We start from the raw sequence: 24,397 nt of genomic DNA on the forward strand, positions 1-24,397 counted from the left end.
GGCATCAGCATCGCCTGCATCGGCTGCCGGCGCGGTCCCGATCTTGCGCAATGGTGCATCCACTGCAAGGCGTGCGACTCAGCCCGGCCACACCGCCAACGTCACCAGCAGCGCAGCTTCGGTCAGTTCCACCAGTGCGCCGCAGGTATCGCCCGTCATTCCGTCCAGGCGCTGCATGCAGGCGCGGCGCCATAGAACGAACACCACTGCGGCACTGCCGAGGCAGGCAGCCGCGATCGTGGTGCCGGCAGCCATGCAGACCACGACCGCCAGTAACAACGCCAGCCACAGGCCCCCACGCGGTGCGGCGACCAGCGCGCTGCCGATGCCGGCGGGGCGCACATATGGCGTGGTCAAAAAGGCCGCCACCACCGCGGCGCGTGCCAGCAAGGGCGCCAGCCACAACGCACCCGCTGCATGCGGCAGCAGCGTGGCCAATGCAGCGCATTTGAGCAGCAACACCAGCACCAGCGCAGTCACCGCCATCGGGCCGCTGCTGGGGTCTTGCATGATCGCCAGCGTGCGTGCGCGGTCGCCCATGCCGCCGACCCAGGCGTCGGTCGTGTCGGCCAGCCCATCCAGGTGCAGGGCGCCGGTCAGCCAGGTCCATGCGCTCAGCAGCACTGCCGCGCCAAGCAGTGGCGCCACATCGCGCAGGCACCATGCCAGGCCACACAGTAGCGCACCGAGCAGCAGGCCGACCGCCGGATACCACGGCAGCGAACGCGCCTGCGCGCCCGGCCGGGCGAACACCGCGCCGGGCACCGGAATGCGGGTCAGGAAGCCGATCGCCGCGAGCAGCCCATCGATCATCCGGCGTCGCGTGCCGACTGCGGCTCCGACGGCAGCGCCGCGGCGACGCCGTTGGCCGGCGGCCAGGCCAGCGGATGCAGCGAGGCATGCGGCACCGCCAGTTCGGTCATGCGGGCAAATCCCTTGCCGGCCACCATGCAGCGCAGCGCGCGGATCGCACCGCCGTGGGTGACCACCAGGACACGTCGGTCCGGATGGGCGCCAACGATAGCGTCGAGCGCGGCCGACAGGCGCGCGCAGAAATCGGCAAACGGCTCGGCCTGCGGCGGCGGGTAGCGCAGCGGGTCGGCCCAGAAGCGACCGAGCGCCTCGCCTTCATCGCGATCGATCTCGGCCACCGGCACGCCCTGCCAGCGGCCGAAGTGATATTCGCGCAGCCGTGCGTCCAGCTGCAGCGGCAACCCACGCGCGCCGGCCAGTTCGGTGGCGAAGGCCGCGCAGCGCTGCAAGCTGGACGACGCCACCACGTCCCATTCGCCTGCGGCGGTGGCTGCGCGCAATTGCTGCCAACCCAACGCGGTGAGCGGGTCGTCGAGCTGGCCGCGGTAGCTGCGCTGGCCGGTGTCGCCATGCCGCAACAAGCTGATCTGCGCGCTCATGCGTCCGACACCCCGGCTTCGGCAAAGGTGGCCATGCCGTTGTGCAACGCGCAGGCGCTGCGCAACAAGGGAATCGCCACCGCCGCGCCGCTGGCTTCGCCCAGGCGCAGGTCCAGTTGCAGCAGCGGCTCGGCATCCAGGGCGCGCAACAACGCGGCGTGGCCGCGCTCCTGCGAGCGGTGCCCGAACAACAGCCATTCGCGCACGCCGGGATTCAGGCGGGTGGCCACCAGCGCTGCAGCGGTGGTGATGAAGCCATCCACCAGCACCGGAATGCCGGCCTGCGCGGCGGCGATATACGCGCCGACCAGGGCGGCGATCTCGAACCCGCCGAGCCGGCGCAGCCGTTCCAGCGGGGTGGCGGCATCGGCATGCAAGGCCAGCGCGCGGCTGATCACCGTCGCCTTGTGCGCGATGCCCTCGGCGTCCAGCCCGGTGCCGGCGCCGGCCATCGCCTGCGGAAACTGCGACAACAGCGCGCAGCCCAGTGCGGCGGCGGCGGTGGTGTTGCCGATGCCCATCTCGCCGCCGACGAACAGCTGCGTGTCGCAACTCCTGGCCTGCGCGATGCTCTGCGCGCCGGCGGCCAGTGCGTCGCGCAACTGGCCGGGCGTCATCGCCGGCTGTTCGCAGATGTTGGCGCTGGACGGGGCGATCCAGGCGCGACGCACGCGCGGCAGATCGCCGGGGTCGTTGACCACGCCCAGGTTCACCACTTCCAGCCGCGCGCCCAGTTCGCGCGCCAGCACTGCGATGGCCGCACCGCCGCGTGCGAAGTTGCGCACCATCTCACCGGTGACCGCCTGCGGGAACGCCGACACGCCTTCGGCGGCGACGCCATGATCGGCGGCATACACCGCAATCCAGACGCGCTGCACTGTCGGCTGCTCATTGCGTTGCCAGGCCGCCAACTGCACGGCCAGCTGCTCCAGCCGGCCCAACGCGCCGGGGGGTTTGGTCAGTTGTTCCTGCCGTGCCAGCGCAGCCGCGCGCACGCGCGCATCCGGCACCGCGCATGCGGCAAAGATCCAGTCGCTACTCACAGCCGTTCTCCCTTCAGCACCATCGGCAAACCTGCCACGACAAACACCACACGCTCGCACTGTAGCGCCAATGCCTGATGCAGCCGGCCGGCCTCGTCCACAAACCGACGCGTGAGTTCGCCCAACGGCACGATGCCCTGCCCCACCTCGTTGCTGACCAGCACGACCTGCCCGGGCAACTGCGGCAGCGTTGCGAGCAGTGCGTCGCGTTCGCGCGCAAATGCACCCGCATCCGGGTGGCCGAGCAGGTTGCTCAGCCACAGCGTCAGGCAATCGACCAACACGCAGCGATCGGGCGCGGCCTGCGCCTGCAGCGTGGCGGCCAGCGCGACGGGTTCTTCCACGCAGTGCCAGTGCGGCGGGCGCTGGCTGCGGTGATGCGCGATACGCTGGCGCATCTCGTCATCGAATGCCTGCGCGGTGGCCACATAGTGCACCTGCCCGGCCGCGTCGGCGGCCAGGCGTTCGGCCAGTGCGCTCTTGCCCGAGCGCGCGCCCCCCAGGATCAACTGCCGCATGCCGGCTCCTTGCTGGTGAGCCGCAGCAGCGCAGCGGTATCCAGATGCGTGTGCACCGCATCGGCAAGACGGTCGAATGTGGCCTCGCGCAACGCCGCCAGATCCAGCGGCGTTGCCTGCGCCAGGCCGGCCCATGCAAGCAGCGCGGCCAGTGCCTGCGGGTGATCGAAGATGCCGTGCAGATAGGTGCCCAGCACCTGCCCGTCGTCGGACATGGCGCCATCGCTGCGGCCATCGTCCAGCTGCAGCAGCGGCCGCGCCAGGGCATCGCCGGTGCTGATGCCGCAGTGGATTTCATAGCCGACGGCCACCGCATCGCCCAGCGCCAGGCGCCCGTGCACGCGATGCAACTGCTTGTGCGGATGCAGCTGCGTTTCCAGCGCCAGCCAGCCCAACCCGGTACTGCTGCCGGCAGGGCCTTCGATGCCGTCGGGGTCGTGGATCTGCTCGCCCAGCATCTGCAGGCCGCCGCAGATCCCGAGCAGCTTGCCGCCGTAACGCAGATGACGTGCGATGGCGGTGTCCCAGCCGTGCGTGCGCAGCCACTGCAGATCCTGGCGCGTCGCCTTGCTGCCCGGCAGCACGATCAGCTCGCAGGCCGGCGGTGTCTGGCCCGGGCCGACCAGGCGCACATCGACCTGCGGATGCGCCCGCAAGGCATCGACATCGGTGTGATTGCTGATCCGCGGCAGCACCGGCACCACCACGCGCAGCTGCGCCTGCGGCTTGTGCAGCGCCTGCCGCGGCAGCGCGTCTTCGGCTTCCAGCTGCAGGCCATGCAGATACGGCAACACACCGAGCACCGGCTTGCCGGTCTCGCGTTCCAGCCAGTCCAGGCCCGGTTGCAACAACGCCAGATCGCCACGAAACCGGTTGATCACAAACCCGGCGATCCGTGCGCGTTCGCTCTCCGACAGCAAGGCCAAGGTACCGACCAGATGCGCGAACACGCCGCCGCGGTCGATGTCGGCGATCAGGATCACCGCGCAATCCACCGCCTCGGCATAGCCCATGTTGGCGATATCGTTGGCGCGCAGGTTGATCTCCGCCGGGCTGCCGGCGCCTTCCACCAGCACGACATCGAAACGCTCGACCAGCCGTGCGTGCGAGGCCAGCACCGCAGTGCGCGCAGTGGCCTTGTAGGCGTGATAGCCCACCGCATCCAGCGTGGCGACCGGGTGACCATGCACGATCACCTGCGCCCCGGTGTCGCTGGCGGGCTTGAGCAACACGGGGTTGAAATCGACCTGCGGCTCCAGCCCGCAGGCCTGCGCCTGCACCGCCTGCGCGCGGCCGATCTCGCCACCGTCGACGGTGACGGCCGAGTTCAGCGCCATGTTCTGCGGCTTGAACGGCGCCACTGCCACGCCCTGGCGATGCAGCCAGCGGCACAGCGCGGCCACCAGCGTGCTCTTGCCGGCGTCGGAGGTACAGCCCTGCACCATCAACACGCGTGCGCTCATGCCACCACCTCGCCCAACGCGACATCCAGGCGCGCTTCGGCGGTCGCATCGGGCGGCAGACCGAAGCGCAGACTGGCCGGGGTATCGAACAGGCGGGTCAGGATGCCGCGATGTGCCAGCGCTGCATGCAACGCCGCCGCATCGTCGCGCCGACACCACTGGAAAAACGCAGTGCCTGCGGTGGGTGCAATCGCATGGCGGCGCAACAGCTGCGCAAGCCGTTGCGATGCCGCGTGCAGGCGTTCGCGCGCCTGCGCGTGCCACTGGGTATCTGCCAATGCCTGCTGCAGCGCCCAGCGGGTGGGGCCGCTCACGGCCCATGGCCCCAACTGCTCGCGCAGCGCGTCCAGCAGCTGCGGCTGCGCGCAGACGAACCCGGCCCGCGCACCGGCCATACCGAAGAACTTGCCGACCGAACGCAGCACGATCAAGCCCGGCTGTGGCGTCTGCGCGCACACGCTATCGGAGGGCGTGACATCCATGAAGGCTTCGTCGATCACCAACCAACCGCCGCGTGCCGCAAGACGCGCATGCAGCTGCAACAGGACTTCGCGATCGAACCTGTCTGCACCCGGGTTATTGGGATGGATCAGCACCACCACGTCGAAGGTGTCCGCCGCCTGCAACAACGGGCCCGCCGGCAGCGGCACGACGGTATGGCCGGCACGTCGCCACGCGTGCGCGTGTTCGGCATAGCCAGGCGCCAGCACGCCCACACGGCTGCGGCTGCGCAACAGCGGCAAGGCCTGAATCGCCGCCTGCGAACCGGCGACCGGCAAGACGTGCGGCGCGCCGTAATAGGCCGCAGCGCTGTCGGCCAGACCATCGTCGTCTTCCGGCAGGCGCTGCCACACCTGCCCGGGGATGGCAGGCACCGGCCAGGCGAACGGGCTCACCCCGGTGGACAGATCCAGCCAGTGCGGCAGCGCAATGCCGTAGGCCTGCGCGGCGCGGCGCAAGCGGCCTCCGTGTTCAAGCATGAGCGGCTCCAGATGATGCTGCGTGACTGCACGCAGGTTGCCGATGGTCGGCGCAGCGCCTGCGCGCGAAGGGGGTGCGGCCCGTCATGGGATCGGCAGCGCCAATGCCAGTGCGCCGAGCAGTACCCACAGCAGCACCCCGGCACGTACCAGCACCAGCGCGCGACGCACGCTACCGGCGCTGGCCGGCAGGCCCTCGCCCAGCGGCGGCCGTATCTGCCAGTGGCCGTGGTACGGCGCCGGCCCACCCAGCTGCACCTGCAGCGCGCCGGCACCGGCCGCCATCACCGGACCGGCGTTGGGGCTCTTCCAGCCGCGTCCCTGCCGCCAGGCGCAGCGCATGCCGGCACGGCTGTGGCCGAGCAGCGCATAGGTCGCGGCGGTGCAGCGCGCGGGCAGCCAATTGAGCACATCGTCGATGCGCGCAGCAGCCCAGCCGAAGTTGGCGTAGCGCGGCGTGCGATAGCCCCACATCGCATCCAGCGTATTGGACAGTCGATACAGCACCGCACCCGGCGCGCCAAGCAGCACGCCCCAGAACAGCGCGGCGAACACCGCATCGCTGCCGTTTTCCAGCACCGACTCGGTAGCCGCGGCGGCGACCTGGGTGGCATCGAGCGCAGCGGTGTCGCGGCTGACGATGCGACCCACGGCCAGGCGCGCCGCTGCCAGGTCGTCGGCCTGCAACGCGTCGATCACCGGCTGCGCATGCTCGCCCAGGCTGCGCAATCCCAGTGCCAGATACAACAGCACGGCGGCAAAGGCGGTTGCCGCCCATACCGACCACCACCACAGCAGTGTTTGCAGCGCTGCGGCCAGGAGCGTCCATGGCACCACCGTCGCGCACCATGCGTACATTCCTGCGCCGCGATGATCGCGGTACAGGCGCGCTTCCACGCGCTGCGCCCACTGGCCGAACAGCACCAACGGGTGCGCGCGTCGCGGCTCGCCCAGCAGCAGGTCCAGCAGCACGGCGGCAACGGCAATCACCAGCGTCATGGCACGCAGCCCTGGATCATTGCAGGCAACACGCCGATGCAATTGCAAGCCCTGGCAGGTGAGTGGCCATGCCTACAACTCGATACCGAGCTGCGCCTTGATGCCGGCGTCGAAGGCATGCTTGATCAGGCGCATCTCGGTGACGGTGTCGGCGACGTCGATCAACCCGGCCGGCGCACCGCGCCCGGTGATCACCACATGCTGCCCCGGCGGACGCGCGGCCACTGCCGCAAGCACCTCATCCAGCGCGATGTAATCCTTGACCAGGGCAATATTGAGTTCGTCCAGCAGCACGAAGTCGTAGCGCGGATCGGCCAGCATGCCGCGCGCCAGTTGCCAGGCCGCCTGTGCAGCGGCGATATCGCGTGCGCGGTCCTGGGTTTCCCAGGTAAAGCCTTCGCCCATCACGTGATAGTCGAGCAGGTCCGGAAAGCGGCGGAAGAAGGCTTCTTCGCCGGTGGAAAAGGTGCCCTTGATGAATTGCACCACGCCGCAGTACAGGCCATGTCCGAGCGAGCGCGCCAGCATGCCGAAGCCGGACGAGCTCTTGCCCTTGCCGTTGCCGGTATTGACCAGCAGCACGCCGCGATCGATGACCGCCCGCGCGATGCGCCGGTCCACCAGTTCCTTCTTGCGCTGCGCGCGTTCCCGGTAATGCGCGTCGTCGTGTTCGGGGGGGCTCATGCACGTGCTCCGATCGGTGGACGCGCGGCGATGCCACGCAGTGCTGCCAGCAGCACGAAGGCGATGCCGACATAGCCTGACAGCGTGCCGAGTGCATGCGGATAATAGTCGGGCACGCGAGCGACAAAACCGCTCAGCGTGGCCAGCGGATAACGGCCGGAGAGGAAGTAGAAGCCGCCCTTGGAGAGCAGATACGCCAGGCTGCCGCTGAGCAGTACGGCGCACAGCAGGCGGGCCGCATCGCGCCAGGCGTCGGCATGCAACTGCAGGGCGTACACGCGCCCACCCAGCCACAGGACCGCATACGCCAACGCCAGCGCCCAGTAGGCCGGCGACAGGCACCAATCGCTGATGCTGCCAGAGACCAGCCCAATCAGATCCAGCGCAGATGCCACCCCGAACAGCAGCGGCAGCATCCATCGCGGGCGCAGCAAGGCCCCGGCCAGAAAGAACACCGCCCAGGATGCGCTGGGCAATGCATCCACGCTGGCGAAATGCTCGCCGCGGGTGCACACCATCAGCAACACCAACGCGCTACCGCAGGCCCATGCTGCAGCGCCTTGCAGTGGCGCACGCGCCGGCGTGCCGGTTCGCCGCGCAACCGTCACGACAGCTCCAGCGGGGCCGACAGCGGCGCCGCAGCGCGCGCGGTACGCCAGCGCACCACGCACCACGCAGCGGCAAGCGCAACCGCCAGATACAGCGCGGTGGTGCGCACGAACAATGGACCCCACTGCGCTACGCGCTGCAGATACTGCGCCCAATGCGGCTCGGCATAGCGCCCGCCCCACCAGTAGAACGCGCCATTGGAGATCAGGAACGACACCACCGCGGCCAGGCTGCCCAGCCCCCACGCAAGGCACAGCGACCTGGCGTCCGGGCGCAGGCGCGCGTGATACGCACGGCCGGCGTACCACAGCACCCCGTAGGCCAGCGGCAGCGCCGCATAGGCGGCGGTGATGCAGAAGTCGCTGACGCCGGCCAGCGTGACCGCGGCCCAATCGATGGCCACCGACACCCCCAGCAGGGCGACGAAGAACGCGTGCCGTCGCACTGCCAGACCGCCCAGAAAGAACACCGCCATCGATGCATCCGGCAGATGCAGCCAGTCGCTGACGTGATGGAAGCGGGTAGCGGTCATCACCAGCATCAAGGCGATGAAGACCGTGCGTTGGGCCGGACGGGAGAGTGGGGTCATCGGTGTTCCCTTGAAGACAGACGCAGACGCGCTAGCAATGGAGACAGTTAACCGGGTCGATGCTGCAGTGTACGAGTAGCGCATGACTGCCGATGTTGCCGGGCCGCTGGCAGCACCGCTGCAGCGGTCTGCTCACTGGTGCTCCAGGACAACCCATTGCCGCCGGTACGGGGAACTGCGCGATGTTGCGGCCGGCCGCCACCGGCGGCGTGCATCCCACCATCGCACAGTTCATCGGCTACCTCCGCGTTACTGCGCCGCCTGGTAGCGGAAGGTCAGCAGATAATTGCGCCCCGGCTGCGCGTACCAGCGTGCGGTCTCGTACTGGCGGTCGAAGACGTTGTTGGCGGTGAACTGCACCTTCCAGTCTGCGGTCATCACATAGCTCACGCGCAGATCCAGCAGGCCATAGCCGGCCAGCCGCTCGGTGTTGGCAAGATCGTCGTAACGCTTGCCGGAACCGAACAGGCTGGCCCCGACACCGAAGGCGCCGAAACTGCGGTCGGCATCGATGCGCCCGCTCTGCCGCGCCCGGCGCGGCAACCAGTTGCCATGGTTGACCTCTCCATCGTCCTGCGGCTGCAGCCAGGTCAGCGCGCTGCGCAGGGTCCAGCCGGCCAGGTCGGTGTCGTAGCCGGCTTCCACGCCGCGGATGCGCGCCTTGTCGATGTTGTTCGGCTGGCCGAAGGGGTGCGCCGCATCCACCAGCGCGGCGTCGTAGGCGATCAGATCGTCGATGCGGGTCTGGAAGGCGCTGAGCGTCCAGGTCCCCCAGGCGTAGGTGCCGCGCAGGCCCAGCTCGGCACTCTTGGAGGTCTCCGGCCCCAGCAGCGGGTTGCCGTAATCCGGGTAGTACAGCTCGTTGAAGGTGGGCGCCTTGAACGCGGTACCGTAGCTGGCGGTCAGCCGCAGATGCTCGGCAACATCCCAGCCCCACAGCAGGCTGCCAGTGGTCTTGCCGCCGAACTGGCTGTTGTCGTTGCGGCGCAGGCTGGCCTGCAACGACTGGCTGCCGAAGCCCTGCTGCCACTGCGCGAAGGCGGCGCGGTCGATGCGGCTGTCGGCGTCGTAGGTGTCGCTGCTGGCGATGGCGTCGCGCTGCCAGTCGAAGCCGACCGTAAGCAGGCCCGGCCCGGTGTTGACGTCGGCCTGCAGCGAGCCCTGCTTGCGGCGCGTATCGTAGGTGGACAGGTACGCGCCATCGTAATAGCTATCGCTCAGATCGGCACTGCTACCCAGGCTGGCAGTGAATTTGAGCGCGTCGCTCGGCGCATAGCGCACGCGGCCGCCCACGGCCTGCTGCACCCCCTTGGACAGATTACCGCCGAAGGCCGAGCCGTCGTATTCGTTGCGGCTCTGCGCACGCAAGGCGTGCACATCGGCATCCCATTGGCGATTGAAGCGCCATCCGCCCTGCATGCTCAACGAATCGTTGCGATAGCCGTCGCGGTCCGGGTCGTAGGCGCTGGAACTGGTATCCAGATACGCATTGATGCCATCGGTTTCGTCGTGCACCGCGTTCACTGCGTACCAGCCGCCGGCCTCGCCCAGATCGCCCTGGCTGCGCCCGGCGACACCGGCGCCATAACGGCGCGCATTGTCGCTGCCGGCCGCCACGCTCAGCGTGGGCACGAAGCTGCCTTGCGGGCGACGGGTGAAGATCTGGATCACCCCGCCCAGCGCCTCGGAGCCGTACAGGCTGGAAAACGGCCCGCGCACGATCTCGATGCGCTCGATCTGCTCGATCGGCAGATCCTGCAGTGCCGCGCCGCCGGCAGTAGCCGATCCGATGCGCACGCCGTCGATCAATACCACCAGATGATCCGATTCGGTGCCGCGCAGGAACAGCGAGGTCTGCTTGCCGGGACCTCCGTTGTTGGCCAGCGACACCCCGGCCTCGCCACGCAGCAGGTCCTGCAATGCGGTGACCTGGCGGCGCTCGATCTGCGCGCGGTCGATCACGGTGACCGGCGCCAGTGTCTGGTCCTGGGTCTGCGCGGTGCGCGAGGCGGTCACCACCACTTCGTCGAGATCGATGGCGGCCTCGGCCTGGGCCAGGTTGGCCAGGCACAGCGACAATCCCGCAGCCAACACGGCGCGACATGGCAAAACGGAAGAAACGGACATCGACTGCTGCTCCTGGAACCGCGCCTACCCGCGCGGGGGCAATGGGGTCGGCAGGCAGCAACGGGCCAGGCGTCCGGCGCGCGAGCACCAGATGCACAGGGCCACGCCCACCGCGTGCCGGGTCAATCCCTTCAGGCCGGTCTCCGGGCTTGCGAGCGGAAGCGGATGCCTCCCGGGTCTGCGCCTTCCCATGCACAGCACAGTGGCTTTACCTGCGGACCCTTGTCTCGCCCACCGTTGCGGGGGCAGCTCCGGAATTGCGCATCGCCCAAGGCGATGCGCGCACCGGATTCCCGTTTAAACCACCGGCCAGCCGGCAGTCACCTCAGGGGCGCGCATGGTAGCAGGCGCCTCCACGGTCTGCGACCACCGGCCAAGCCAAGCGCGTCGCCACGCGCCGGAATGGTGAATGCCGATGCCTTCTCCCCGGACATTGCCCTGTTTCATGAGCAAGAAGCTGCCCCGAAGGATCGGATGAGGGGACGGAGCGCAGCCTCATGCAGCGTAGGGAAGTAGCAGGTCGGGCTGATCCGCTGCCGAGCTTCATCGCGCACATACGTGTGGGCTTTGTCCCCGTACCCTCACCCCTCGCTCCGCGCCCCAGCCCGCGCCGGCGGCGCGGGCGCTCCGAGGCACGCGCGCCAATGGCGCGCAAGCCGTGCCTCATCGCCCTGCGGGGAGAGAGGCTTGTTCCCTTCTCATATCGAAAGCCTGTTCCTTCTCCCATCGGGACATTGTCCCCCGTCATGGGGGAGAAAGTGGCGCGCAGCGCCGGATGAGGATGCGAGCGAGGCCTTATGTGCATCTCACGCTCCCTGCAGCGCCTGCTCCAGATCGGCCAGCAGATCATCGATATGCTCGATCCCGATCGACAACCGCACGGTGTCTTCGCTCACCCCGGCATGCTCCAGTTCGGCCGGGCCGAGCTGGCGATGGGTGGTGGACGCCGGGTGCGTCGCCAGCGACTTGGCATCGCCGATATTCACCAGCCGGGTGAACAGCTGCAACGCATCCAGAAACCGCGCACCGGCCGCGCGCCCGCCGGGCAGGCCGAAGGTCAGCACGCCCGAACCATGCCCGCCCAGATACTTCTGCGCCAACGCATGCTCCGGATGGTCCGGCAGCGCGGCGTAATTGACCCAGGCAACCCGCGCGTGCTGCTGCAGATACCGCGCAATCGCCAGCGTGTTGGCGTTGATACGCTCCATCCGTAGCGGCAGCGTTTCGATGCCCTGCAGGATCAGGAACGCATTGAATGGCGACAACGCCGCGCCGGTATTGCGCAGCGGCACCACGCGCGCACGGCCGATGTACGCGGCATCGCCCAGCGCTTCGGTATACACCACGCCGTGGTAGCTCACGTCCGGCTCGTTGAGGCGTGCAAACCGCTGCTTGTGCGCGGCCCACGGGAAGCGCCCGCTGTCCACGATCGCCCCGCCGATGCTGTTGCCATGGCCACCCAGATACTTGGTCAGCGAATGCACCACGATGTCGGCACCGAACTCGATCGGCCGCAGCAGCGACGGCGTGGCCACGGTGTTGTCCACGATCAGCGGCACGCCGTGCGCATGCGCCACTGCCGCCACCGCCTCGATATCGGTAATGTTGCCGCGCGGATTGCCGATCGACTCGACGAACACCGCCTTGGTACGTTCATCGATCAAGCCGGCAAACGCCTGCGGATCGCGATAGTCGGCAAAGCGCGTGCCGATGCCGAACTGCGGCAAGGTATGCGCGAACAGATTGTAGGTGCCGCCATACAAGGCACTGGAGGAGACGATGTTGTCGCCAGCCTCGGCGATGGTCTGGATCGCATAGGTCACCGCCGCCTGCCCCGACGCCAGCGCCAACGCGCCGATGCCGCCTTCCAGCGCCGCCACGCGCTGCTCCAGCACGTCGTTGGTCGGGTTCATGATGCGACTGTAGATATTGCCCTGCACCTTGAGGTCGAACAGGTCCGCGCCATGCTGGGTATCGTCGAAGGCATAGGCAACGGTCTGATAGATCGGCACCGCCACCGCGCGCGTGGTCGGATCGGGACGGTAGCCCCCGTGCACGGCGATGGTTTCGGGCTTCCACTGCGGATCGGTCATGGCGCGGCTCGCTCTCGGAAAGAGTGCCGACCATAGCCGGGACTGCAGGTGCGTTTGCAAACCAGCGGGAATGACCTCATGCCGCCGCGTTGTGAGCGCCAACGAATGCCCCGCATGCGCCATCCATTTACGCAAACGGGCACTGCCTGCGCAGTGCCCGTTGCTTGCTTCAAGTTCTACCAGCGCTGCGGCCGGCGCCGCGTCTCAGCCCTTGGTGAACAGCAGCCGCCCACCTTCTGCACGCACGCGCACGGTGTCGCCGCTGAGATAGTGGCCGGAGAGGATCTGCTGGGCCAGCGGGTTCTCCACCTGCGACTGGATCGCGCGCTTGAGCGGGCGCGCGCCGTACACCGGATCGAAACCAACATTGCCGAGCAATTCCAGCGCTGCATCGTCCAGGTCCAGCTTGAGGCCGCGCTCGGACAGGCGTTTTTCCAGCCCATGCAACTGGATGCGCGCGATCGACTTGATCTGCGCCTTGTCCAGCGGGTGGAACACCACGATGTCGTCCAGCCGGTTGATGAACTCCGGGCGGAAGTGCGCCTGCACCACGCCCATCACCGCCGCCTTCATCTGCGTATAGGCCTCGGCGCTGCCGTCGCCGGACAGCTCCTGGATCTGGTGCGAGCCCAGGTTGGAGGTCATCACGATGACGGTATTGCGGAAGTCCACCGTGCGGCCCTGGCCATCGGTGAGGCGGCCGTCGTCGAGCACCTGCAGCAGGATGTTGAAGACATCGGCGTGCGCCTTTTCCACCTCGTCCAGCAGGATCAGCGAATACGGACGCCGACGCACCGCCTCGGTCAGATAGCCGCCCTCCTCATAGCCCACATAACCCGGAGGCGCACCGATCAGCCGCGAGACCGAATGCTTCTCCATGAACTCGCTCATGTCGATGCGGATCATCGCCTCGGTGCTGTCGAACAGGAAGTCCGCCAGCGCCTTGCACAACTCGGTTTTGCCCACGCCGGTGGGACCCAGGAACAGGAACGAGCCGCTCGGGCGATTGGGATCGGACAGGCCGGCACGCGAACGCCGCACCGCGTCGGAGACGACTTTGATCGCCTCGTTCTGGCCGACCACACGCTGGTGCAATTCGTCTTCCATGCGCAGCAGCTTGTCGCGCTCACCTTCGAGCATCTTGTTGACCGGAATACCGGTCCAGCGCGATACCACCTCGGCGATTTCCTCGGCGGTGACGCGGTCCTGCACCAGCTTGAAGTCGTGGTGTTCGACCTCGTTGGCCAGCGCCATCTGCTTTTCCAGTTGCGGCAGCACGCCGTACTGGATCTCGCTCATCTTGGCGTAGTCCTGGCGCCGTTGCGCGGCTTCCAGTTCCAGCTTGGCGTGCTCGATCTGCTCCTTGACCTTGGTGGTGCCCTGCAGCGCAGCCTTCTCCGACGTCCACAACTCGTTGAGGTCGTAGAACTCGCGTTCGAGCTTGTCGATGTCGGTCTCCAGATCGGCCAGACGCTGGCGCGAGGCCTCGTCCTTTTCCTTCTTCAGCATCTCGCGCTGGATCTTGAGCTGGATCAGGCGGCGCTCCAGGCGATCGAGCTCCTCCGGCTTGGAGTCGATCTCCATGCGGATGCGCGATGCCGCCTCGTCCATCAGGTCGATGGCCTTGTCCGGCAACTGGCGGTCGGTGATGTAGCGGTTTGACAAGGTGGCGGCGGCGACGATGGCCGGGTCGGTGATCTCCACGCCGTGATGCACCGCGTAGCGCTCCTTCAGGCCGCGCAGGATCGCGATGGTGTCTTCCACCGTCGGTTCGCCCACGAACACCTTCTGGAAACGCCGCTCCAGCGCGGCGTCCTTTTCGATGTACTTGCGGTATTCGTCCAGCGTGGTGGCGCCGATGCAATGCAGCTCGCCGCGCGCCAGCGCCGGCTTGAGCATGTTGCCGGCGTCCATCGCGCCATCGGCCTTGCCGGCGCCGACCATGGTGTGCAGCTCGTCGATGAACAGGATGATCTGGCCCTCGTTCTTGGACAGGTCGCTGAGCACAGCTTTGAGGCGTTCTTCGAACTCGCCGCGGAACTTGGCGCCGGCGATCAGCGCGCCCATGTCCAGCGACAGCACGCGCTTGCCGCGCAGCCCTTCGGGCACTTCGCCGTTGATGATGCGTTGCGCCAGGCCTTCGACAATGGCGGTCTTGCCCACACCGGGTTCGCCGATCAGCACCGGGTTGTTCTTGGTGCGCCGCTGCAACACCTGGATGGTGCGGCGGATTTCTTCGTCGCGGCCGATCACCGGATCGAGCTTGCCGCTCTCCGCACGCGCGGTCAGGTCGATGGTGTATTTCTCCAGCGCCTGGCGTTGTTCCTCGGCGTTTTCCGATTGCACGGTTTCGCCGCCTCGCAGCTTGTCGATGGCCGCCTCGATCTTCTTCTTGTCGCCGCCGGCCGCGCGCAGGGCCACGCCCAGCGGGCTGGCATCGTCAGCGGCCGCCAGTACGAACCACTCGCTGGCGATGAAGGCATCGCCGTGCTGCTGGGCCAGCTTGTCGGTCTGGTTGAGCAGGCGGTTGAGATCGTTGCCGATCGACAGGTTGCCTTCTTGCCCCGACACCTTGGGCAGCGTGTCCAGCGCCTCGCCCAGGCGCTCGCGCAGCAGCGGCACGTTGACGCCGGCCTGCGAAAGCAGCGGGCGCGTGCTGCCGCCGCTCTGGTCGAGCAGCGCAGCGAGCACGTGCACCGGCTCGATGATGTTGTGGTCGCGGCCCACGGCCAGCGACTGCGCGTCGGCCAGTGCCTGCTGGAACCGCGAGGTGAGCTTGTCCATCCGCATGGGAAATCCTCTGAACGGGTGGCCGGCAACGCCGGCGATACCGTGCAGATGCGGTTGCCAAACGGGGTTTCAAGGTTTGACCGGCGCGCAAGGCGCCGGCCAACGCCGGCGAGACCGCCTCATGCGGCCCTGCCTGTCGGGGCGCCGCAAGGGCAATCCGCGCTGGCGTTCGGCCAGCGGGCCGACCATCGCAGGCGCTAGACGATCCGTCGCAGCGGCACTGCCTGAGGGACCTCGCTGCTGCCTCCGGCACTGTCCAGCCCCGCATCGCCGCGCACGGCAGCGGCGGCCACGTCCGCCTGCGTGGAGCCCAGCAGACGCGACAGCACCTGCGCCTGGATCGCGGCGAGCGCCGGCAAGCCGGGAGTGCGCGGGTGCGCTACCGGCACTGCCACATCCAGGCCGACCTGGCCGTGCTCGATCACCACGATGCGGTCGGCCAGCGCGCTGGCTTCGGCGACGTCATGGGTGACCAGCACCAGGGTGAAGCCATGCTGCCGCCACAGCTGCACGATCAGCTGCTGCATCTCGATGCGGGTCAGCGCATCCAGTGCGCCCAGCGGCTCGTCCAGCAGCAACAGCCGCGGCCGATGCACCAATGCGCGCGCCAGCGCCACGCGTTGCCGCTGCCCGCCGGACAGCGCCGCAGGCCAGTCACCGCCGCGCGTGCCCAGCCCCACCGCATCCAGCGCTGCCTGTGCCTGCGCGCGCCCGGCACGGCCCAGGCCGAGCGCCACATTGTCGATCACCCGTTTCCATGGCAGCAGCCGCGCATCCTGAAACATCAGCCGCACCGCATCGCGCCGGCGCGCCAGCGGCGCATCGCCACTGTCCAGGCGTCCGGCATCGGCACTTTCGAGACCGGCGATGACTCGCAACAGCGTGCTCTTGCCGCAGCCGCTGCGACCGACCACGGCCACGCAGCTGCCTGCTGCAATCTCCAGATCGATGCCGCGCAATACATCGCTGCCGCCATAGCGCTTGACGATGCCGCGCAGGCTCAGCGGCAGGCCGTTGCCTGGTGTGGTCATCGCGACACCTGCGCGCGCCGTTGCTGAGCCGGATGCCAGCCCAGCCACCAGGCCTCGAGCCCGCGTGCGGCCAGATCGGCCAGCTTGCCGAGCAGTGCATACAGCACGATCGCCACCACCACGATGTCGGTCTGCAGGAACTCGCGCGCATTGGTTGCCAGGTAGCCGATGCCGGAACTGGCCGAGATGGTTTCGGCCACGATCAAGGTCAGCCACATCAGTCCCAAGGCAAAGCGCAGCCCGACCAGAATTGATGGCAGCGCGCCGGGCAGCAAGACATCGATGAACAACTGCGGCCCACGCAAGCCGTAATTGCGCGCCATCTCGATCAACGCCGGGTCCACGCTGCGGATGCCGTGGTAGGTATTGAGATAGATCGGAAAAAAGGTACCCAGCGCCACCAGAAACAACTTGGCGCCCTCATCGATGCCGAACCACAGGATCACCAGCGGAATCAACGCCAGGTGCGGCACGTTGCGCAGCATCTGCAGGCTGCTGTCGAGCACGCGTTCGGCCACGCGCGACACGCCGGTCAACAGGCCCAACACCAGGCCGAGGCTGCCGCCGATGACCAGGCCCACGGCGGCGCGCCAACTGCTGATTGCCAGGTGCTGCCACAGCTCTCCGCTTTGCACGAGCGTGGCCGCCGCACGCAGCACCGCGTCCGGCGCCGGCAGGATGCGCTGCGGCAGCCAACCGCTCGATGCCGCGCCCTGCCATGCGGCCAGCACCGTCAATGGCAACACCCACGGCAACAGCCGGTTGCCCCACCGCCATGCACGGGCGCTCATTGCATCGCCCTCGTGTTGGCCGTGCGCATCGGCGACGCAGCCACCCGCATCACTTGCCTGCCGCTTGCGCGGCAACCGCGGCCGGCGCACGCCACACCGCCGGTGCCACCAGCACACGCCTGGGCAATAAGCGCTGCGCGTAGAACAGATCGGCAGTGGCCTGCTGCGCCTTGATGACCTCGGCGCTGAGCGGCTGCACGCTGGCAGGCGGGCGATGCGCCAAGGTGCGCTCGACCACCGCAGGCGACAGCCCGCTCACCTGCGCCAGCACCTTGATGCTACCGGCGCGGTCGCGTTCCAGCAGGCCGTCGGCCTGGTTGAGCGTGCCCATCACTTGCTGCACGAACGGACCCCACGCCGTGGCATAGCGGCGCGAGGACAGAAAGAACCCGCCGGTCAACCCCAACCCCTCGCCGTTAGCGAGCAGGCGCGCACTGCCATCCAGCGTCAAGGCCGAATACCACGGGTCCCAGATCGCCCACGCGTCCACCTGGCCGGCCGCAAACGCGGCGCGCGCATTGGCCGGCGACAGGTACAGCGGCGTGATGTCGCGCAGACTCAGGCCGGACCTGGCCAACAACCGCAGCAGCAGGTTATGCGCGCTGGACCCTTTTTGAAACGCGACCCGCTTGCCCTTGAGATCGGCCACGCGCCGCAGCGTGCTCTTGGCCGGCACCAGAACGGTCTCGGCCTTCGGCGTCGGCGGCACCCAGCCCACGTACTGCAGGTCGGCACCGGCCGCCTGCGCGAACAACGGCGGAATATCGCCAGCCCCGCCCAGATCGACGCTGCCCACGTTCAGGGCTTCCAGCAGTTGCGGCCCTGCGGGAAACTCCACCCAGCTGATCTTGGTGCGCGGGAAGCGCTGCTCCAGCAGGCGATGCTGCTTGGCCAGCACCAGGCTCGACACCGCTTTTTGGTAGCCGATGCGCAACTGTGCAGGCTCGGCCGCAGACGCGCACGGCAACCACGCGACACTCATCATCAGCATCAGCGCCCAGGCAATCAGCATGCGCATCGACGATCTCCTCATTGCCAATCGGTTGACGGTTTTTCCCAAAGGTTGATGCCGCCCTCGACCGCAAAACGATCGATCTCGGCCAACTCTTCCGGGCTGAAACTCAGGTTCTGCAGTGCCGCGACGTTCTCGACCAATTGCTCCGGCCGGCTGGCACCCAGCAACGCCGAACTCACGCGCGCATCGCGCAGCACCCAGGCCAGTGCCAGCTGTGCAAGGCTTTGCCCGCGCTTCCGTGCAATGGCATGCAACCCACGTGCGCGTTGCAGGTTGTCGTCGGACAGATGCTCTGGCCGCAGCGATTGCCCACCGGGGCGATTGACGCGCGCATCGGCCGGCACGCCATCAAGATACTTGCCGGTGAGCAGGCCCTGTGCCAGCGGCGTGAATGCAATCACGCCGGCACCGATGTCTGCGGTAGTCTCCAGCAGCTCCTGCTCCGGCCAACGGTTGAACAAGTTGTAGGCCGGTTGATGGATCAACAACGGCACCTTCCACTCGCGCAGCAGTGCCGCGATCTCGCGGGTGCGCGCCGCCGAATACGACGACACGCCCACGTATAGCGCCTTGCCCTGCTGCACCGCACTGGCCAGTGCGCCGGCGGTTTCTTCCAGCGGCGTGTCCGCATCGAAACGGTGCGAGTAGAAGATGTCCACATAGTCCACGCCCAGCCGTTGCAGGCTCTGGTCCAGGCTGGACAACAGGTATTTGCGCGAGCTGCCGCCCTGCCCGTACGGGCCCGGCCACATGTCCCAGCCGGCCTTGGTGGAAATGATCAATTCATCGCGATACGGTTTGAAATCCTCGCGCAGCAAGCGGCCGAAGTTCAGCTCAGCGCTGCCATACGGCGGGCCGTAGTTGTTGGCCAGATCGAAATGGGTGATGCCCAGATCGAAGGCGGTGCGCAGCAAGTCGCGCTGCGTCTGGATCGGCGTGCTGTCGCCGAAGTTGTGCCACAGGCCCAGCGACAATGCGGGCAGGACAAGGCCGCTGCGGCCGACCCGGCGGTAGGCGATGCGGTCGTAGCGATCGGGATGTGCGAGATAGGTCATGGGTCTGTCCGGTAGATCAGCGGGCGCTGAAGCGATTGACGGGGCGTGCCAGCCCCAGATGATCGCGCAAGGTGCGCCCTGCATAGTCACGTCGGAACAGGCCGCGTCGCTGCAGCTCCGGCACCACGTGCGTCGCCACATCGGCCAGGCCGCCGGGCAGGTGCGGTACCAGCACGTTGAAGCCATCGGCGGCGCCCTGCTCGAACCACGCCTGCAACTCGTCGGCGATCTGGGTTGGCGTGCCGATCAGGCTGTAATGGCCGCGCCCACCGGCGATGCGGCGGCCGAGCTGGGCAATGCTCAACTGCTCCTGCCCGGCCAGTTCGGTGAACAACTGCTGGCGGCTGCGCTGCCCGGTTTCGGTGAGCGGCAACTCCGGCAACGGGCCATCGGGCGGATAGCCGGACAGGTCGAAGTTTCCCAGCATGCGCGACAGCAGCGCGATACCCACCTCCGGCTCCACCAACTGCTGGAACTGCTCGAATTTGTCCTGCGCTTCGGCCTGGCTTTGCCCCACCACGATGAACACGCCGGGCAGTACCTTCAGCGCATCGCGCGAGCGGCCAAACTGCTCCAGCCGCCCTTTGATATCGGCATAGAACGCCTGTGCCTTGGCCAGCGACGATTGCGCGGTGAACACCACCTCGGCCGTTTCCGCCGCCAGCGCGCGTCCGGGCTCGGACGAGCCGGCCTGCACCAGCACCGGGTGCCCTTGCGGGGCGCGCGCGATATTGAGCGGCCCGCGCACCTGGAAATGTGTCCCGCGATGATCGAGCACATGCGCACGCGCCGGGTCGTGATGCAGGCCGGCGGCCTTGTCGGCGATGAACGCGTCGTCGTCCCAACTGTCCCACAGGCCGGCGACCACCTGCTGGAACTCGCGCGCTCGCGCATAGCGCTCGGCGTGCACGTAATGCGCATCGCGATTGAAGTTGAGCGCCTCGTCGGCGGCGTCGGAGGTGACCAGATTCCACCCGGCCCGGCCGCCGGACAGATGGTCCAGCGAGGCGAACTTGCGCGCCACGTGATACGGCTCGTTATAGCTGGTGGTCATGGTGGCGATCAGGCCGATGCGCTCGCTGACCGCCGCCAATGCGCTGAGCAGCGTCAGCGGCTCGAACAGGCTGGAACGCGCCATCCGCTGTGCGATCGGCCCACCGGCTGCGGCCAAACTGTCGGCGACGAAGACCGCATCGAACTTGGCGGCCTCGGCGATGCGCACCATTTCGCGGTAGTGCGCAAAGTCCAGCGTGTCCGCGCTCGCCTGCGGGTGCCGCCAGGCCGCGACGTGGTGGCCGGTCGCCATCAGGAACGCGCCCAGCGACAGCTGCCGTGGCGCGCTCATCGCCTACCACCCGACACGATGCCCTGGCGGTCCTTGAACCCACTGTTGAAACCCATCGACTGCATCCTCAAAAATCCTTGCGCACTTGCAGGCCGAGATAGCGGCGATCATCGCGCGGTACCAGCCGGTAGACATTGCCGGTGGCATTGGCCAACAACGGCGCATACGAGCGATCGCCGAGATTGCGACCAAGCACTGCCACCCGCCAGCCATGCACGTCATCGGCCAGTGCGATACTGGCATTCCAGATCGCGTACGGGCCCTGGATGGTCTGCGCGGTCTGGCTGAGGTCGTACTGCACGCTGTCCTGCCAGCTCACATCGCCGTTGAATTCCAGCGCCAGACTGCCGCGCAACGGCACCCGGTATCCGGCGCGCAGGTTGCCTTTCCAGTCCGGCGAAAACGGCAACGGCTTGCCGTCGACATTGCAGTTGGCCGCCGCTGCCGCCGGGCACGCGAAGCGCTGGATACGCGCCTGCGTATACGCCAGCGATGCGGCCAGACTAAGCCGCTCGGTGGGCCGGTAATCCAGGTCCAGCTCCAGGCCCTGCGTACGCACCTGTCCGGCATTGATCAGGCGCGTCACCACCTGCCCGGCCACGGTGTCGAAGAAGTTGGCCTGGTAATCGGAATAGTCGGTATGGAACAGCGCCACGTTCGTACTGAGCCGGTCGTCCAGCGCGCGTGTCTTCAGTCCCAGCTCCCAGGCGTTGGAGGTCTCCGGCTTCAGCGCCGGCGTGTCGCGCGGCTGCATGTTGAAGAACACGTTATAGGCAGGGCCTTTGTAACCGCGCGAATAGGTCAGGTAGCCGGTGGTCTGCGCATCGATGTCGTATTGCAGGCCGGTGCGGCCGGACACCCCGTTTTCCGCAGTGCTGCCACTGCTTGCGGTGGACGGCTGGATACCGGTGACCGGTGCGGCCGAGCTGGATACGCGCTGATGCCGATACTCAAGCGTGTCGCGGGTAAAACGCGCACCCAGCAGCGCACGCAGATCCGGGCGCCAATGCCAGGTGGCCTCGCCGAACACCGCATAGGTCTGCGCGCGGGTGGCGTAATCGGCCACGCCCACGTTGCTGGCGGTGGGCGTCGTCACCGTACGGCGATAGGTTTCGTCGCTGCGGGCATGCAGGTAATACAGACCGGCGACCGCTTCCACCGCGCGGTCGCGTGGGGTCTGCACGCGCAATTCCTGCGAATACTGCGTGTAACCCAGCTCGCCGCGATCATGCGATGCGGGAAACGTCGCGCTGCGTTGCGCGGTGCGGTCGCCATCCTGGAATTGGGTGTTGTCCCACTGCCGCCATGCGCTGACCGAGGTCAACAGCGCATCGCCGAGGTGCTGATCCAGCTGCAGCGAGGCGCCCTTGTTGATGTCGTCCAGATGCGTGCGGTAATCGCTGTTGATCTGCCGGTTGTCGGCACTGGCAACCACTGGTGCCAGCGCCGCAGCGAAGTCCGCACGTGTGCTGGCCACGACCACGCCGCTGGGCGCGTCGCTGCTCGATTGCAGGTAGTCGGCGAGCAGCGTTGCGTTCAAGCTCGGGTTCGGCGTGAGATCCAGCCTCAGCCGCGCGCCGGCGCGCCGGTAGCCATTGACGGTCTGCCCGTCGGCCACATTGCGCACGTTGCCGCCATATTCGGCCCACAACGCAGACACGCTGGCCTTGAGCACCTCGGGCACCAGCGCACCGCCGATGCTGGCACGCACGCGGTCTTCGTCGCCGCCGCCGAAGTGGGAATAATCCACATAGCCGCCGAACACCTCAGGCGCCGGCTTGCTGACGATACTGAGCACGCCGGCCGAGGCGTTCTTGCCGAACAAGGTGCCCTGCGGCCCGCGCAGCACTTCGATGCGTTCGACATCGAGCAGGTCCAGCGTGGCCTGGCCCGGACGCCCCAGCACCACACCGTCGATCACCGTGGCCACGCTGGGCTCGACCCCTGGCGAGGTGGAGATGGTGCCCACGCCACGCAGGAACAATGAGGTGTCCTTGTTGGAGGCACCGTTGCGAAAGGTCAGGCTGGGCACCAGCGCCGGCAGGTCGGCCACGCTGTTGCGGTTTTCGCGCTCCAGTGTCTGGCCCTGCACCACCGACACCGCCACCGGCACTTGCTGCAAGGTGGTTTCGCGACGCGTGGCGGTCACCGTCACTGCGCCCAGGGTCTGCGCGGCACGCTCCGGCGTGGCAGCAGTCTCGCCTACTTCATCGGCCAGCGCTGGCGTACATGCCCACGCCAGGCTCCACGCCAAGACCTGCGGTTTGGCCAACCATCTGGAAGCAGCAAAGATCCCCGCCGGGGTCCGGTGTTGCGCAGGCATGTATGTCCTTTCGTGGCGTCGGCTGTCGTGTAGCAGCGTTGGTGAAGTTGGTTGTCCGGCAGCGCGATCAACGCGCAGCGAAGCTGGCGCAGCGCAGGCTGGGAAGGCGGTGCAGTGCAATAGCGCATGCTGTTTGCAGCTGCCGCGAGCGTCAAATAACCAATGTTTAGGTGGTTATTCACTCACGCCCTGCAGCGCCTGCAGACCACCGGTGAGCGCTGTGGAAGAGGCCCAATGCACAACGCCGGCCCTGTGGCGATAATGGCGACATGGATGTATCCACCAAGCCCTGGCACCTCTACCTGCTGCTGTGTCGCAACGGCAGCTATTACGCCGGCATCACCAACGATCTGGAGCGCCGCTTTCAGGCGCATGTGCGTGGCACCGGCGCGCGCTACACACGCGCAAATCCGCCACTGAAAGTGCTCGCCAGTCACCCGTATCCCGACCGCGCCGCCGCCTCGCGTGCCGAGTGGCAGCTCAAGCAGCAACCCCGCACGCGCAAGCTGGCCTGGCTGCTGGCGCAGCCGCCCTGCAGCGCCTGGTCACACCCTTCTGACACCCCTATCACGCCCGCCTAGCCGCCCGCTTCCTACGCTGCGCCATTCCGACACCGGAGCAGCGCATGCACTATCAGCTCTATTACTGGACCGGCCTGCAGGGTCGCGGCGAATTCGTCCGCCTGGCACTGGAAGACGCCGGCGCCAGCTACACCGACGTGGCGCGCATCGACGGCGACGAGGTCATGACCGCATTCCTGGAAGGCAAGCACGCGGGTGCACACCCATTCGCACCGCCGTTTCTGCGTGCGGGCGAGGTGGTGATCGCGCAGGTGGCAGCCATCCTGCATGCGATTGGCCCGCAATTGCAGCTGGTGCCCGCCGCCGAGGCGCAGCGCCTGCAGGCACTGCAGTTGCAGCTGACCATCGCCGACCTGGTGGCCGAAGTGCACGACACCCATCACCCCATCGGCGTGGGGCTGTACTACGAAGATCAGACAGCTGAAGCAGCCAAACGCGCCCAGGATCTGCGCGACAACCGGCTACCCAAGTTCCTCGGCTATTTCGAGCATGTACTGCAGCAGGCAGGCGGTACGCACGCGCTTGGCACCCATTCGTACGTGGATCTGTCGCTGTTTCAGCTGGTCAGTGGATTGGAATACATGTTCCCCAAGCGCATGACGACGTTGTCCAAGGAGTTGCCGGGGCTGAAGTCGCTGCAGCAGCGCGTGGCCGGGCGCCCGCGCATTGCCGCTTACCTCGCATCCGAGCGCCGCGTGGCGTTCAACACCAACGGCATCTTCCGCCACTACCCGGAGCTTGATGCGGCGTAGGCGCCGTACCGGCATCAGACGGCGGGCGGCGGGCGGCGGGCGGCGGGCGCCTAGTGATACGACGTGCTCACTGCGCAGCTGATGCTTGCGATTGGCCTGTGCTGCGCGTTCGATCCTGTCGTTAACGTTCCCGCGTGATCGGGCACCGCCATGTGTTGCCTGATATCGCAAGTGCAAGGCCGCACGGATGCGGCCTT

21 protein-coding genes and 1 riboswitch are annotated in these 24,397 nt (G+C 67.5%); of the genes, 2 read left to right on the plus strand and 19 right to left on the minus strand.

Annotation, left to right across the window (positions count from 1 at the left end; all coding sequences use genetic code 11):
* Positions 1 to 78 precede the first annotated feature (78 nt).
* The 19 genes from FHY19_RS04515 to FHY19_RS04605 all read right to left on the minus strand — a co-directional run bounded on the left by FHY19_RS04515 (position 79) and on the right by FHY19_RS04605 (position 22,867).
* A complete protein-coding gene (locus tag FHY19_RS04515; protein WP_259162205.1) occupies positions 79 to 813 on the minus strand; it encodes an adenosylcobinamide-GDP ribazoletransferase in 735 nt (244 codons plus the stop codon).
* Positions 810 to 1,412: a histidine phosphatase family protein gene (locus FHY19_RS04520; protein WP_259162208.1), complete on the minus strand. Its 603-nt coding sequence runs from the start codon at positions 1,410 to 1,412 to the stop codon at positions 810 to 812. The genes FHY19_RS04515 and FHY19_RS04520 overlap by 4 nt, the downstream gene beginning before the upstream one ends.
* Positions 1,409 to 2,455, minus strand: a complete 1,047-nt coding sequence (gene cobT, locus FHY19_RS04525) for a nicotinate-nucleotide--dimethylbenzimidazole phosphoribosyltransferase (RefSeq protein WP_259152311.1) — start codon at positions 2,453 to 2,455, stop codon at positions 1,409 to 1,411. Before cobT ends, FHY19_RS04520 begins: the two co-directional genes overlap by 4 nt.
* Positions 2,452 to 2,973: a bifunctional adenosylcobinamide kinase/adenosylcobinamide-phosphate guanylyltransferase gene (gene cobU / locus FHY19_RS04530; protein ID WP_259162214.1), complete on the minus strand. Its 522-nt coding sequence runs from the start codon at positions 2,971 to 2,973 to the stop codon at positions 2,452 to 2,454. Before cobU ends, cobT begins: the two co-directional genes overlap by 4 nt.
* The gene (locus FHY19_RS04535; RefSeq protein ID WP_259162223.1) at positions 2,961 to 4,436 is read right to left on the minus strand and encodes a cobyric acid synthase; all 1,476 of its coding nucleotides are present in this window, start codon (positions 4,434 to 4,436) and stop codon (positions 2,961 to 2,963) included. Before FHY19_RS04535 ends, cobU begins: the two co-directional genes overlap by 13 nt.
* On the minus strand, positions 4,433 to 5,416 hold the full coding sequence (gene cobD, locus FHY19_RS04540; RefSeq protein WP_259162234.1) for a threonine-phosphate decarboxylase CobD: 984 nt from the start codon (positions 5,414 to 5,416) through the stop codon (positions 4,433 to 4,435). The genes FHY19_RS04535 and cobD overlap by 4 nt, the downstream gene beginning before the upstream one ends.
* A gap of 84 nt (positions 5,417 to 5,500) precedes the next feature.
* A complete protein-coding gene (gene cbiB / locus FHY19_RS04545; protein ID WP_259162237.1) occupies positions 5,501 to 6,415 on the minus strand; it encodes an adenosylcobinamide-phosphate synthase CbiB in 915 nt (304 codons plus the stop codon).
* Between the two features lie 72 nt (positions 6,416 to 6,487).
* Positions 6,488 to 7,099 (minus strand): cob(I)yrinic acid a,c-diamide adenosyltransferase, encoded by a 612-nt coding sequence (cobO, locus tag FHY19_RS04550; RefSeq protein WP_259162238.1) that lies wholly within the window; start codon positions 7,097 to 7,099, stop codon positions 6,488 to 6,490.
* Positions 7,096 to 7,617 carry a hypothetical protein gene (locus FHY19_RS04555; RefSeq protein WP_259152560.1) on the minus strand — a complete coding sequence of 174 codons (522 nt, stop codon included), beginning with the start codon at positions 7,615 to 7,617 and terminating at the stop codon, positions 7,096 to 7,098. The genes cobO and FHY19_RS04555 overlap by 4 nt, the downstream gene beginning before the upstream one ends.
* A gap of 86 nt (positions 7,618 to 7,703) precedes the next feature.
* Positions 7,704 to 8,297 carry a hypothetical protein gene (locus FHY19_RS04560; RefSeq protein WP_259162240.1) on the minus strand — a complete coding sequence of 198 codons (594 nt, stop codon included), beginning with the start codon at positions 8,295 to 8,297 and terminating at the stop codon, positions 7,704 to 7,706.
* Positions 8,298 to 8,546: 249 nt separating this feature from the next.
* Positions 8,547 to 10,424, minus strand: a complete 1,878-nt coding sequence (gene btuB / locus FHY19_RS04565) for a TonB-dependent vitamin B12 receptor (RefSeq protein WP_259162245.1) — start codon at positions 10,422 to 10,424, stop codon at positions 8,547 to 8,549.
* Positions 10,425 to 10,540: 116 nt separating this feature from the next.
* A riboswitch (cobalamin riboswitch) is annotated at positions 10,541 to 10,767 on the minus strand.
* Between the two features lie 463 nt (positions 10,768 to 11,230).
* Complete coding sequence (locus tag FHY19_RS04570) at positions 11,231 to 12,517, minus strand: aminotransferase class I/II-fold pyridoxal phosphate-dependent enzyme (RefSeq protein WP_259162247.1); 1,287 nt, start codon at positions 12,515 to 12,517, stop codon at positions 11,231 to 11,233.
* Positions 12,518 to 12,721: 204 nt separating this feature from the next.
* Positions 12,722 to 15,307: an ATP-dependent chaperone ClpB gene (clpB, locus tag FHY19_RS04575; RefSeq protein WP_259162248.1), complete on the minus strand. Its 2,586-nt coding sequence runs from the start codon at positions 15,305 to 15,307 to the stop codon at positions 12,722 to 12,724.
* A gap of 197 nt (positions 15,308 to 15,504) precedes the next feature.
* Entirely contained in the window at positions 15,505 to 16,338 is an 834-nt protein-coding gene (locus tag FHY19_RS04580; protein WP_259162252.1) for an ATP-binding cassette domain-containing protein, read from the minus strand.
* Positions 16,335 to 17,129, minus strand: coding sequence for an aliphatic sulfonate ABC transporter permease SsuC (gene ssuC / locus FHY19_RS04585; RefSeq protein WP_259162256.1), 795 nt, complete (start codon positions 17,127 to 17,129; stop codon positions 16,335 to 16,337). The genes FHY19_RS04580 and ssuC overlap by 4 nt, the downstream gene beginning before the upstream one ends.
* A 49-nt stretch (positions 17,130 to 17,178) precedes the next feature.
* The gene (locus tag FHY19_RS04590) at positions 17,179 to 18,141 is read right to left on the minus strand and encodes an aliphatic sulfonate ABC transporter substrate-binding protein (RefSeq protein WP_276580758.1); all 963 of its coding nucleotides are present in this window, start codon (positions 18,139 to 18,141) and stop codon (positions 17,179 to 17,181) included.
* A 17-nt stretch (positions 18,142 to 18,158) separates the two neighbouring features.
* On the minus strand, positions 18,159 to 19,199 hold the full coding sequence (mgrA, locus tag FHY19_RS04595; RefSeq protein ID WP_259152328.1) for an L-glyceraldehyde 3-phosphate reductase: 1,041 nt from the start codon (positions 19,197 to 19,199) through the stop codon (positions 18,159 to 18,161).
* A 16-nt stretch (positions 19,200 to 19,215) separates the two neighbouring features.
* Entirely contained in the window at positions 19,216 to 20,544 is a 1,329-nt protein-coding gene (locus tag FHY19_RS04600; protein WP_259162262.1) for an LLM class flavin-dependent oxidoreductase, read from the minus strand.
* 67 nt (positions 20,545 to 20,611) lie between these two features.
* Positions 20,612 to 22,867: a TonB-dependent receptor gene (locus FHY19_RS04605; protein ID WP_259162263.1), complete on the minus strand. Its 2,256-nt coding sequence runs from the start codon at positions 22,865 to 22,867 to the stop codon at positions 20,612 to 20,614.
* Between the two features lie 269 nt (positions 22,868 to 23,136).
* Here FHY19_RS04605 and FHY19_RS04610 point away from each other — a divergent pair, with 269 nt between their 5' ends.
* Complete coding sequence (locus tag FHY19_RS04610) at positions 23,137 to 23,448, plus strand: GIY-YIG nuclease family protein (RefSeq protein ID WP_259162264.1); 312 nt, start codon at positions 23,137 to 23,139, stop codon at positions 23,446 to 23,448.
* 44 nt (positions 23,449 to 23,492) lie between these two features.
* Positions 23,493 to 24,200 carry a glutathione S-transferase gene (locus FHY19_RS04615; protein WP_259152332.1) on the plus strand — a complete coding sequence of 236 codons (708 nt, stop codon included), beginning with the start codon at positions 23,493 to 23,495 and terminating at the stop codon, positions 24,198 to 24,200.
* The last annotated feature ends 197 nt before the right edge of the window (positions 24,201 to 24,397 follow it).

Origin of the sequence: Xanthomonas sp. 4461, from assembly GCF_024806475.1 — a bacterium.
Lineage (GTDB): Bacteria > Pseudomonadota > Gammaproteobacteria > Xanthomonadales > Xanthomonadaceae > Xanthomonas > Xanthomonas arboricola_F.